General features: G+C 50.9%; 13 protein-coding genes. All 13 read left to right on the top strand.

What is annotated here, in order from left to right; all coding sequences use genetic code 11:
- A partial coding sequence (locus NT140_10730) for a permease (protein MCX5832338.1) occupies window positions 1-163 on the top strand: 163 nt, incomplete at its 5' end.
- Between the two features lie 16 nt (window positions 164-179).
- Window positions 180-1,079 carry a cation diffusion facilitator family transporter gene (locus NT140_10725; GenBank protein MCX5832337.1) on the top strand — a complete coding sequence of 300 codons (900 nt, stop codon included), beginning with the start codon at window positions 180-182 and terminating at the stop codon, window positions 1,077-1,079.
- 99 nt (window positions 1,080-1,178) lie between these two features.
- Window positions 1,179-2,495: a TolC family protein gene (locus tag NT140_10720; protein ID MCX5832336.1), complete on the top strand. Its 1,317-nt coding sequence runs from the start codon at window positions 1,179-1,181 to the stop codon at window positions 2,493-2,495.
- Window positions 2,492-3,637 carry an efflux RND transporter periplasmic adaptor subunit gene (locus tag NT140_10715; protein MCX5832335.1) on the top strand — a complete coding sequence of 382 codons (1,146 nt, stop codon included), beginning with the start codon at window positions 2,492-2,494 and terminating at the stop codon, window positions 3,635-3,637. Before NT140_10720 ends, NT140_10715 begins: the two co-directional genes overlap by 4 nt.
- Window positions 3,634-6,768, top strand: coding sequence for an efflux RND transporter permease subunit (locus tag NT140_10710; GenBank protein ID MCX5832334.1), 3,135 nt, complete (start codon window positions 3,634-3,636; stop codon window positions 6,766-6,768). Before NT140_10715 ends, NT140_10710 begins: the two co-directional genes overlap by 4 nt.
- Before the next feature lie 49 nt (window positions 6,769-6,817).
- On the top strand, window positions 6,818-7,339 hold the full coding sequence (locus tag NT140_10705) for a Fe-S cluster protein (GenBank protein ID MCX5832333.1): 522 nt from the start codon (window positions 6,818-6,820) through the stop codon (window positions 7,337-7,339).
- Between the two features lie 25 nt (window positions 7,340-7,364).
- A complete protein-coding gene (gene modA / locus NT140_10700) occupies window positions 7,365-8,213 on the top strand; it encodes a molybdate ABC transporter substrate-binding protein (protein MCX5832332.1) in 849 nt (282 codons plus the stop codon).
- Window positions 8,210-9,004 carry an ABC transporter permease subunit gene (locus NT140_10695; protein ID MCX5832331.1) on the top strand — a complete coding sequence of 265 codons (795 nt, stop codon included), beginning with the start codon at window positions 8,210-8,212 and terminating at the stop codon, window positions 9,002-9,004. The genes modA and NT140_10695 overlap by 4 nt, the downstream gene beginning before the upstream one ends.
- A complete protein-coding gene (locus NT140_10690; protein MCX5832330.1) occupies window positions 8,997-10,106 on the top strand; it encodes an ABC transporter ATP-binding protein in 1,110 nt (369 codons plus the stop codon). Before NT140_10695 ends, NT140_10690 begins: the two co-directional genes overlap by 8 nt.
- Before the next feature lie 365 nt (window positions 10,107-10,471).
- Window positions 10,472-11,020 carry a tetratricopeptide repeat protein gene (locus NT140_10685; GenBank protein MCX5832329.1) on the top strand — a complete coding sequence of 183 codons (549 nt, stop codon included), beginning with the start codon at window positions 10,472-10,474 and terminating at the stop codon, window positions 11,018-11,020.
- Window positions 11,021-11,027: 7 nt separating this feature from the next.
- The gene (locus NT140_10680; GenBank protein MCX5832328.1) at window positions 11,028-11,630 is read left to right on the top strand and encodes a hypothetical protein; all 603 of its coding nucleotides are present in this window, start codon (window positions 11,028-11,030) and stop codon (window positions 11,628-11,630) included.
- 67 nt (window positions 11,631-11,697) lie between these two features.
- Window positions 11,698-11,925 carry a hypothetical protein gene (locus tag NT140_10675; GenBank protein ID MCX5832327.1) on the top strand — a complete coding sequence of 76 codons (228 nt, stop codon included), beginning with the start codon at window positions 11,698-11,700 and terminating at the stop codon, window positions 11,923-11,925.
- Between the two features lie 217 nt (window positions 11,926-12,142).
- Window positions 12,143-12,373 (top strand): AbrB/MazE/SpoVT family DNA-binding domain-containing protein, encoded by a 231-nt coding sequence (locus NT140_10670; protein MCX5832326.1) that lies wholly within the window; start codon window positions 12,143-12,145, stop codon window positions 12,371-12,373.
- Window positions 12,374-12,436: the final 63 nt, after the last annotated feature.

Below are 12,436 nucleotides of genomic sequence, written 5' to 3'. Positions count from 1 at the left end.
GACCGTGCTGGCCTTCATGATGTCGGTAATCGCCCTTTCCCTGCCGGAGTTCATCATCCTGCGCAAAGTCCTGAAGCCCCGCCTGATTGCGGTATTCATCGGTATAGTGGGTATCGGCATCATGGCGGTCGGTTATCTTTTCAATGCCTTGTCCCTTCAGTAGATTGGGCAACTGGTACATGACCATGATAAAAAAATTAGTTATAAGCCTGATCGTAACCTTCGTCGTCCTGATCGGCGAAATCGTGGGCGGGATTGTCAGCAACAGCCTGGCCCTCTTAAGCGATGCGGGGCACGTGTTCACCGACGTATTCTCTCTCGGCATGAGCCTGCTGGCTATTCTCATCATGAAGAAACCAGCGGACAGAAAGGCGACTTACGGGTACCACCGGATAGGCATCCTGGCCGCCTTGATCAACGGCGTCAGTCTTGTCGTTGTTGCGCTTTTTATCTTTGTTGAGGCCTACAAAAGAATTCAAGCGCCACCGGCAGTTGATACCTCACTGATGCTCATCATCGCCCTGATTGGCCTGGCAGGAAACATCGCCATCGCCTTCGTTTTGGGTCACAAGCATGAGGATCTGAATGTAAAGAGCGCCTGGCTCCATGTGCTGGGGGACACCCTCGCCTCGATTGGCGTCATCGCCGCCGGTTTGGTGATCAGGTTCACCGGTTGGCAGATGGCGGATCCGCTGGTCAGCGCCTTAGTCGGGGTGATCATCATCGTAGGCGGAATTGGCGTTACGAAAGAAGCATTGCGGATATTTCTGGAATTAAGCCCGGCGCGGTTGGACATGGAAGAGATATCGCAAAAGATTTCTTTGGTGACCGGCGTGGTTGATGTGCATGACGTGCATCTGTGGTCTATCGGGCATAATGATCCCGCCTTTTCCGCCCATGTGCGGCTGAAAGAGCAACCTCTGGCCGAGGTTGACGCCATCAGGAAAAAAATAGAACACGAGCTTGCCCATATGGGAATCAGACATTCGGTGCTCCAGATGGAATCCGCAGAATGTGGAGCAAACGGGCTCTATTGCCAGCCCCGCACCCCGATCGCGGGAGAGGCGCATCATCATTAAGGGATTTGTGGAGAGCGGGACTAAAGACGGCGGCAATGATATGCAGGGTGCCGAGCGTAAGCTACCTATTTAATTCTGATAATTATCAGGAGGTCAATCGTGTTGAAACTATTACACTGGGAAAAACAGGCGGTAATTATCTCTGTTCTGTTACTCATGACCGCGACTGTCAACGCCGCGGATCAGAGCAGGGTCTTTAATCTTCAGGAATGCCTGGACATAGCCCGGAAGCAAAGCCCCCTGATGCGGTCCGCGGAATTGGACAGCGATGCGGCCAAGGAGGCGCTGCGGAGCTCCAAAGGCGCCTTGCTGCCGAGATTCGACCTCAATGCAGCCTATATGAAGGATAACCAGGCCGTCCCTTATGTTCCGGCGGAGAGCATGACGATCCCCCCCAAGTTCAGCGATGACGTTTATTCCTGGAATGCCTATCTCAGGATACCCGTCTACGAAGGCGGCCGGTTGACGAGCCTCGTGGCCCTGGCGGAACTGGAAAAGAATGTACAGTCATCGAAGGCGGCCTTTACTGAACAGGAACTGGTTGCCAATACCATGAATACGTTCAATAAACTCCTGCAACTCAGGGAGCTGAAAAAGGCCAACATCAAGGCGGTGGAAGCCTTGGAAAGGCAGCGGGGGAATACGGAACTTCTGGTCAAAACAGGCCGATCGGCCAATCTCGAACTGCTCAGGATTGATGTCCAACTGGCAGGAGAAAAGCAGAATCTCATCAAAACCCGGGAGGCGATCAACCGTACCAGAAACCTGCTGGCCCTTTTCATGGGAATTGATGCCCATGGGATAAGTGACATTGCCGGCAGTCTTGGCGATGAGGGAACGATCACGGAGCGGGATACAGGCGATCTGATAAAATCGCGGCCCGATATTGTCATCTTATCGGAAAAGGTGAAACAGGCCGGGAAAAGAGTTGATATTGCGGGCGCGAAGCGCTATCCGGCCGTTGCCGTCGTCGGCAATTACGGTAACAAAGCGGGTGCAACTATAGGGGACAGGAAAGAGGTTTGGGAGGCGGGCGTGGTCGCCTCGATCAACCTTTTCGATGGGGGAATTGCGTCGTCCGATATCCGGCGCGAGCAGGTCCTGCAGAAGAGGGTGGAGGAGGAGCTCAGACTTGCGGAGTTAAAGGCGGGGACAGAGATCGAAAACGCCTTGTCGTCTTTCCGGGAAGCTAAGCAGCGGCTGGAAGTTGCCCAAAAGGCTCTCGACCAGTCCGGGGAGGCACTTAGGATCGAGGAGCTAAAATACAAAACAGGCGCCGGTACGATCACCGATGCCCTGCTGGCGCAGTCGGCCATGAGCTTTGCCCAGGCGAACTATTACCAGGCGCTTTACGACGACAATGCGGCAATAGTTGAATACAAAAGGGCAACAGGAACGATAGGGGTGAAACAATGAAAAAGACAATAGCGGTTATAGCGGTTGTACTCCTGATAATCGGCGCTGTGGTGGTTGTAAAGATGAAAAAGGCGGCCATCGAGAAGACGCCGGCGGTCGCTGCTTATCCCCTGCCGGTCGAGGCGGCGGAGGCAGGGGAAGGAAGCATTTCCCTGTCATCGCACTATCTCGGTACGGTCATGCCCGTGCACTACGCCGACGTTTCACCGCGCATTACCGGGAATCTCCTTTCGGTTACAGTTCGGGAAGGCGACATGATCCGCAAAGGACAGCTCCTGGCCACCATTGACGACCGGGCGCTCCGGGAAAGGGAGTCGGCGCAGGCCCTGGAGATACCGGCGACGGAAGCCCAGCTCGCCGGGGTAAAAAGTCTTTACGAGACCCAGCAGGCCGTTTACGCAAGGGATGAAATGCTTCAGAAAGAAGGCGCCATCTCGCAGGAGGCATGGCAGCGGTCGCGGGCGCAGCGGGATGCAGCCGTCGCCCAGGTAAAAAGCCTGGAGGAGAAGGTCAAGGCATTGAGAAACGTTTATCAGGCCGCAACTATAGAGACTTCTTACGCGCAGCTCAATTCCCCCCTGGACGGGGTTGTTGCCAAAAGGCTCCAGGAACCGGGCGACCTCGCGGTCCCCGGCAGGCCGGTATTGAAGATCGAAGGGCTGTCCGCCTTTAAGGTCGTCGTTCAGATACCCCAGGCAGACATGTCCCTGATGAAAAAAGGCGGCAGGGTGATCCTTGCCGATGGACAGAAGAAAACAGACGCCCTCGTCAGCAGGGTCTATCCGGCGGTTACGGCAGGAACGATGGGCACCATTGAGATAGATGTGTTGCAGCGACCTTTCGGCGTTCCGTCGGGAGGCTCGGTTGGGGTGGATGTGACAACAGGAAAAACGGACCGGGGGATCACCGTGCCTCTCAACGCGCTCCTTGAAAACCGGAAGGGGAGCTTCATCTATAAGATTGAAAACGGCAAGGCAATAATCACACCCGTTCAGGTGACGGGTAAAAACAGCGAAACCGCTTCGTTAAAGGGCGACATCAAGAATGGCGAGATGGTCATCCTGGGCGATGAAGGGAAACTCCTCCGGATTTCCGACGGCATGCCCGTAGTGCCGCAAAAACTGCGGGAGGAGACGCGATGAAATTTACCGAAAAGTACCTCAAAAGACCCTATCTCATCTCGTCCTTCCTGTTTCTGGCGGTCTTTATCGGGATCATCGGCTTCCGGAAGATGCCCGTCAATCTCTTCCCCGACAGCGATTATCCGCAGATAGCGGTCATTGTCCCCTATCCGGGTGCGTCGGCCAAGGATGTGGAAGACAAGATCACGCGGCTGATCGAGAAGGAACTGAACACAATTGACCAGTTGCGCAAGGTGTCGTCGTCCACGAAGGATGAGGTCACCGCGATCACCGCGGAGTTTGAATACACAAAGGGGCTCGAAGCCGGAGCGACGGATGTGGCGAATGCCTTGAAGAAGATAGAGGGGCAACTGCCCGCCGATACTCGTCCACCCCAGATCTTCAAGATCAGCAAGGCGACGCAGCCGGACCTGATCCTGGCGCTTTCCCCAAAGGCGAATGCCCCCTACGACCTGGCAAAAATACGGCAACTGGCCGATAACAACATTAAAGAAGATCTCCTCCGGATCAGCGAAGTCGCCAATGCGGAGGTCTTTGGCGGCTATAATCCCGAGCTGGCCGTAGCGATCAAGCCCGACCGTCTGAACGGCTACGGGATAAACATCACCCAGGTGATCGCCGCCATCTCCGCGCAGAACCTCAATATTCCGAACGGCCTCATCATCAGGGAGAAAGACCAGTACATCCTCAAGACACAGGGAGAACTCGCCAGAAAGGAAGACGCCGAAAAGATCATCATTGCCCATATCGGCGGCGGCGACGTCAGGCTGAAGGATGTGGCGGATGTCATCCCATCCTATCAGGAGCGGCAGTCCCTCTACCATGGCAACGGCCGGCCGGCCATCGGCGTCAGCATCCTGCGCTCGCCTGCGGGACACGACATGGATACCATCCGGGCCGTCGAAAAAGCGCTTCCGGCTCTGAAAGCAAAGTATCCCCTGATTAATTTCGAGATCGCCGATACTCAGAAAGATCTCATAGAAAAGAGCGTCGGCAATATGGTTGACGCCCTGCGTGACGCCATCATCATGACGGTATTCGTGATTTTTCTGTTCCTGGCCGATATCCGGGGCATGTTCATCGCGGCCATATCCATCCCCTTCACCTATCTGCTCACCTTTGCCGTCATGTACGTGATGGGCATGGAATTCAACATGGTCACCCTGACAGGAATAATTCTGGCCGTCGGCATGCTCTTGGACGATGCGATCGTGGTGCTCGAAAATATCGAGAGGAGGTATCACAGCGCCGGCGATGACCTGAAGCAGGCTGTTTTCGGAGGCACGGACGAGGTGATGCTCGCCGTCTTCTCCGGGACATACGCCACCATCATGGTCCTTTTGCCCATCATCTTCATCGGCGGCTATGTGCAGACTGTGCTGCGGCCCTTTTCCATCGTGCTGAGCATTGCCCTGGCCGTCTCCTATATAGTGTCGGTCACGGTGATTCCCCTTTTCGCGCCGACGATACTCAAGGCCGAGGCAAAAAAGAACCGACTCGAAAAAATAGTGCAGCTCTTCGACAGATATCTCATCTCGCCTGTCAGAGACTTCTTTGTGGGGATACTGGGAACGGCATTAAAACACCGGCTGCTCTTCCTTGCCGGGGCGATAATCGTCCTGGTCCTGACCTTGAAGCAGATGCCCCTCGTGGGCAGAGACCTCATGCCGCCCATGGACACGGGCATCATGAAGGTGAGTTTTGAAACGGACTCCAACACATCCCTGTCCATGGTCGAAGATAAATTGAACAGGATGGAGGAGATCATCAAAAAGACGCCGGGCGTGGTGAGGGTGTCGGCGATGGTGGGCTCCGAGCCCGGCGTGGTCAGCTTCGGAAGCGGCAGGATTCCCCAGCAGGGCTTGATGACGGTGCATTTAATTGATAAATTCCACCGGAAAGAGTCCCTCTGGCAGATTGAGGACCGGCTCCGCGCGGAATTCAGAAAAATCGCCGGCTTGAAGTACGTGGATGTCTACGATTACGGCGCCACCCCCATGTCGTCCATCAAGGCGCCCGTGGATATTATGATCAGCGGACCGGACACGCGGATCATTGACTCCATCGGCAGCGAGGTCATGGAGCGCTTAAAACCGGTAAGAGGTTTGACGAGCATCTCCAGAAACTGGACATACGACAAGAAGGAGATAACCTTCCGAGTCGCCATGGAGAAGGCCGCCCTCTACGGCATGTCACCCGTGGCCATCTCCCAGCAGATAGCCCCCGCCGTGCGAGGGGGCATATCCTCAGTCTTCAGGGTGCCGGGACAGGACGGCTATTTCATCCGGGTGCAGTTTGAACAAAAAGCCAGAAACACTATGCAGGATATCGCCTCCATGCTCATCCAGACGCCGAAGGGTGCGGTGCCGGTGAAAGAGCTCGGAGATTTGTCATCGCTCAAGACGCAGACCTCCCTTTCGCGACAATACCTTCAGCCGACCCTGGATATATATGGATATAGAAGCACAACCGCCGTAAGCCATATCCACGACGATATGGACAAGGCTTTGCAGGGTATCCCGTTGCCGCCGGGCTACACGATCGCCCAGGAAGGCGAGTCAAAACAGATGCAGGATTCCTTCGGAAAACTTGGCGCCGCCATGATGATCGGCCTTATCCTGCTTTATTTTTCGCTGGTGCCGGCCTTCAAATCCTGGCTCCACCCGCTGACCATCATGTCGGCCATTCCTCTCGCCCTCATTGGGGCGGTATGGTCCATGCTGCTGACGGGAAAGCACCAGTGCCAGCCCTCCTTCATGGGCATGATCCTGCTGGCGGGGATCGTCGTCAAAAACTCCATCCTCCTCATTGACTTTATAGAAGAAGCGCGGGAAAAGGGGGACGGCATTCTAGAGGCGATCATCGGCAGCGTACGGGTGAGAACGAGACCCATCCTCATGACCGCGGTGGGGACGGCGGTTGGCATGATTCCCATCGCCTTCGAATGGGCGATCGGCCTGGAACGGCTCTCGCCGCTGGCCGTGGTGGCGATCGGCGGTTTGCTGGTCTCCACGTTCCTGACGCTGGTGTATGTTCCGATCCTTTACAGCCTCTTTGATGGGCTGAAAGAGAAGTCGAAGGCGTTCCTGCATTCTCTGAAGCCGGCGAAAGCAGGCGGCCAAATTGACTGAAGATGTCGGGATTTTTTGATTGAAGAATTTGAATGTAGGGAGTGATAACATGCTGTTAACCGGATACACTAAGCGGATTTCCCGGCCCGAATGCCTCCCGAGTTCCGAAAATGTTTATTGCATTGCCAGTCTTAACGAGGACGTGTCCGAAGCATTGCCCTATCTTAATGCCGTGTTGCACGGCAAGGAATATTTCCGCGACCCGCCGGTGGTCTTATTCCACCTGCAGGGCAGGATTATCAAGATAGGAGCGCGAGAGATTGTGGTTAACCGCTTGGTTGATGAGGAAGACACTGATCTGGTGCTTGAGTGGTGGAAAGATAAGATCAACGAGGTATGGGAAGAACGGAAAGACATCACGCCCTGCTACGAGGGGCAAGTAAAACTAGTGCTGATCAATGTTCTGCGGTTGCTGCCGAAAACAAACTGCCGGAAATGCGGCCAGCCGACATGCACGGTCTTTGCCTCCCAAGTGGTGGAAGGCCAGTACGGCGCCGGGCACTGCCCGGAGCTGTCGGCGGAAAACCGCGACAAGCTTTCCCTCTATCTGGACGGATTCAGTTTTGAGTAAGAAGTAAGAAGAAAGGGGTGAATCAATGAACGCGCTAAGAATATTGATCGTCATAGTAACGCTGCTTATTAATGCCCAGGTGTATGCAGAAAATAAGTCCTTGCTTGTCTTTGCCGGCTCAGCAAGCAAGCCCCCTACCGAAGAGGCGGCAAAGGTCTATGAAAGCAAGACGGGTGTCAAGGTTGATTTGCTTTTTGGTGGTTCGGGCTATGTGCTTTCACAAATGATGCTGGCTAAAAAAGGCGATCTTTATTTCCCCGGTTCATCGGATTTCATGGAAACGGCGAAAAAGAAAGGTGCTGTTTATAATGAAACGGAGAGAAAGGTTGTTTACCTTGTTCCGGCTATTAATGTCAGGAAGGGAAACCCAAAAAATATCCGGAAATTGGGCGATCTGACTGCGCCGGGACTGCGGGTAGCCATAGCGCGTCCGGATACGGTTTGTGTAGGGCTGTACGCCGTCGAGATTATTGAAAATAATTTGGCTAAAGAACAGATAAAAGCCTTGCGAAAAAACATCGTAAATTATACGGAAAGCTGCGAAAAAACAGCAACGACCATATCGTTACATACCGCCGACGCCGTATTGGGATGGAGCGTTTTCCAATATTGGGATCCGGAAAGAATTGAAACCGTTAATTTGGCAAAAGAAGAAATATCGCGGGTCGGGTATATACCGATTGCCGTATCCCGATATACGAAAGACAGAGGGGCGGCACAAAAATTTATTGACTTTATCTTGTCTGATGAGGGTAAAGCCATCTTCAGGAAATATCATTATTTTATGTCTCCCGAAGAAGCCTATCAATATATTGGCGCACCAAAACCAGTGGGCGGAGAATATAGCGTGCCCGCTGCCTGGATCAATGAATGAGAGTTAATGTCAGCCTGAAACGGACGTTGATAATAAATGCGGCCGGGATCTTCCTTTTATACTTTGTGTTGGTCGTTTCCGTATTTTATTTTTTCCAACCGTCTCTTTCTTTAAGCATCCTGACCTCCAGCCGCACAATATATTCTTTAGGCCTCAGTCTTTTTGCGGCCACGGCGGCAACGTTGATTGCCATAATTTTAGCAATTCCTGCCGCCTATGCCATGTCCAGATATGACTTTCGCTTCAAATCACTGATTGATACTTTTCTGGAACTGCCATTGGTAGTATCTCCCGCGGCCCTCGGAGCAATGGTTCTGATATTTTTCAACAATCCCGCAGGCTCGTGGATTAATGAACATGCGGGTAACTTCATTTTCACCGTAAGCGGCGTAATTCTTGCCCAGTTGGTTACCGTGCTCGGCATTGCCGTGAGATTAATCAAAGCCGTTATGGACGAAGTGCCGGTCAGATACGAGCATGTGGCGCGGAGCTTGGGCGCTTCGCCATATTACACCTTTAAAAACATAGTATTGCCCATATGCAAGGGAGGTATTATTTCCGCCTCCATCTTGACCTGGGCAAAGGCCTTTGGCGAATTTGGCGCTACCATAACAATTGCCGGTTCCATCCCGAATAAAACAGAAACGCTTCCTATTGCCGTTTTTATGAGACTGTCCTCCGCCGACATTGAAGGCACCGTTGTCATGATCCTTTTATCCGTTATCATCGGTCTCGGTGTACTGCATATCTATAAAAGACTATCCCGTCAAAAAGGGATCCCCCATGCTTGAGCTAAAGAATCTTTCCGTCCACATTGGCGATTTTAAAGTTGCAGATATCTCTTTATCTATCAATAACAGCACCATCCACGCAATATTGGGTCCGTCGGGAAGCGGAAAAACTATTTTAGTCGAGACCATCGCCGGATTTCATAAACCTCGCGGCGGGCAAGTATTTTTAGAAGGCGTAGATATTACGGCACATGCTCCGGAATTGCGTTACATGGCTTATGTCCCTCAGGATTTGGCGCTTTTCCCCCACTTGTCGGTCAAAGAAAATATCTATTTCGGTTTGACCGCAAGAGGAAGGTGTAGCGAAGCATCAATAAGAAATGCCGATGCAATAGCAGAGGCTCTCTATATTAAAAGCTATTATGATCGGAATACTGCCACTCTCAGCGGCGGCGAAAAACAGAGAGTGGCTCTGGCAAGGGCACTTGCCACGGGGGATAAAATACTCTTGCTTGACGAACCCTTTTCCGGACTTCATCCCGGTCTCAGAAAAGAATTCTGGTTTTTATTAAAAGAGCTGCAAATCCGGCATCATTTAACGATAATCATCATTACCCATGACCTTGAAGAAGCCTTTTTTTTAGGAGATCATATCAGCATCCTGATTGATGGGATGGTTCATCAAAGCGCAGCGAAAGAACAGGCCAGGTTCCCCAGAGATAAAACGGTAGCCGCCTTCTACGGCGTCAGAAACATCTTTGCCGGCATATTTTCAGAACAAAAGTTGCTGATTCCCCAATTAAATCTGGCCTTGCCCATCCCCGACGGCTGGGCTACTCAAGAAGCAGAGGGAAAAAATTTTGATGTTGGCATAAGGGCTGAGGACCTGATAATCTACGACGCAGAACGTATTAATGGCGTTCTTAATTTATCACCGGAAGTAATTTCAATGCCCACCTTGCACGGCAAAATTACCGCCTGCTTTGAAAAGGGACATAGCGCCACCGTTATTTTTTCTCCCGTAAACTCGGACATTTTGCTCGAAGTGGAAATACCTTATCACAAGATGCAAAAATTATTTGACGGTAAAAGAACAGACATTGCCGTGGCCATCCCGCCGGATAGGGTATTCATTTTAAAATCAAATGGGAACCAACCTTGATCCTTCTTTCTTACGTACCGACAAAAGGACTCCACAGAAATCATGCCTTGGGATTTCATCGCGACGGGGGTCAGCAAAGGGTAATATTTATTGACATAATCGAAGGTTCATGCCATATCGGGGGCAAAGGTAACCAATTGAATTCTTGAATGTTCCTGCAAACTGAAGACCCAAGGCCAAGGGAAGTCGTGAAGATGCCCTGGAATACACAGACAAGATTGTAGAAGTGCATATAGCAATTCAAGACGAGGTCTAACAATGGCATCCACCGGACGGCTCACAGCCACCGGTGATGCCTGTCGTTATCTAAAGCAAATGATGCAGACCAAGAGAATTCGGAAGTCTTGAGGCCGAGGAGGCTGGCGATGAAAAAGTTTAGATATCTGTTATTCTTATCCTTATGTATCGTTCTTTTTTTCTACCTCAGCTCGGCTGTTGCCTACGGAGCAAACTCCACTGCCGAGAGTTGGTTTCAAAAAGGTTACGATCACGGCCAAAAGAACGAATATGAGGAGGCAATACGTGATTACTCCGAAGCAATACGGATCGACCCCAAGCACCGCGAATCATACAATAACCGGGGGTTCGCATACAGCAAGACTGGGAAGCTCGATGCTGCCGTTAAAGACTACGGCAAAGCAATAGAATTAGGTAAGAAATCGCCTGCCATATATCTTGTCTACGTGAATCGGGGCGCCGTCTACTACATGATGAGTGAATACGACCGGGCCATAAAGGACTTCAATAAGGTAATCTTGATGGATCAAAAAAACATAGAGGCGTACGTAAATCGCGGGCTTTCTTATAACAAGTTGGGGAACTCTCAGCAGGCTATCGCAGACCTGAAAGTTGCCGCAAGGCTGGGCCATACGGAGTCACAAAATTGGCTGACCGCCAAGGGTATTTCGTGGTAACGATACTATGACCGGCAACAAAGACATGATTTCCCTACTGGCATGCATATTTCTCATGTGCCTAATGACTTTTTGGGGAACCGTGTCCTTGGGGTTCGCCCAAGAAGCTGTCAAAGCAGTGGACAGAAGCACCACTGAAAAGGGTAGTTCGCAGATCGTCCTCGTGGCCGTTGGAGGGCTGATAAGTCTTGTTAGCTCGATCGGCGTTGGCTTCTTACTTTTCAGCTTACAGTCACGAAAGGAACGCAAAGTCCTCTCACGATCTAAGCTGGAGGAGTTGATGGCTCTTGCCTACCAGTGCGATGACTGGCTTGATCAACTGACTCTCGGATACTTGGTTCAAGGTGACATCAGTGCTGTACTAGATAAATTCCCTGTCAACAGAATGAAAATGCTACAAATACTGTATTTCCCGTCACTCAAAGACAGCTTGGATATTCTGATTGCCAGAGTTAAAGAATCGCGGAAATTTGTCATATTGGAGCGGAACAACTTGTCTAAAACCCATTGTTACAGCGAAGAATTCCGCGAAGTCTTCGACCGAAATCGAGCGATGGTTCTTAGCGCCATTGAAGATTTGACACAGCAAGCTTCAGACCTAAGGATATGAAAGCCCCAAATAAATACTCATAGATAGCAGTCTGGGTGGTCCCTGGCGTTATCAAGGAAAAAATGAAATGAAAAACATATTGACGCAAGCGGGGCTGTTCTTAGATTTCATTGGCTGCTTTATCCTCCTTATTGACAGTATAAGAAATTCGGATCGGTTGGGTGAAGACGATATAAAATTTGGCTACTCGCTGTTCTGGCAAAAATCATATTTCAAGAATCTACCCGTTAAAGCATTTTCATTCCTTGCGATTGGTTTCCTATTACAGTTTATAAGTTCGTGGATTGCTGGATAATATGGGTAAAAGTCCGAATATGCAAAAGCCAATAAACGCAAACAAGATAACAAATCAATCAACCCGACCGGAACTTCGTTCGGTGCCAAACCGTTCATGCCGTGGCCGGCGGGTTATTTCTGGCGTTGGACGTAAATAACAAAAACAAAAATCTGAAATGAGATTTTTAGTTTGACAAGATATATACCACGGTATATATTAATTATGGAGGTGTGGTATGCAAACAGCTAAATTATTTCAAAATGGACGCAGTCAAGCGGTGCGTCTGCCCAAAGAATACAATTTTGAAGGAACAGATGTGCTAATTCAAAAGATTGGCGATTCTGTCATTCTCTTTCCTAAGAACCGCGTGTGGGAAACATTTCTCCATGGCCTACATGGGTTTACCGATGATTTCATGGAAAACGGGAGAGAACAGCCGCAAATGCAGGAGCGAAAGGGTCTGTAATGTATTTGCTTGATACAAATATCTGTATTTTTATCAAGAACAGAAAGCCTCTTTATGTCCTGG

The sequence above is a fragment of the Deltaproteobacteria bacterium genome, from assembly GCA_026388415.1.
GTDB lineage: Bacteria > Desulfobacterota > Syntrophia > Syntrophales > JACQWR01 > JAPLJV01.
The sequence above is the reverse complement of the archived record's forward strand: the minus strand, read 5'-3'. Positions and strand labels throughout refer to the sequence as shown.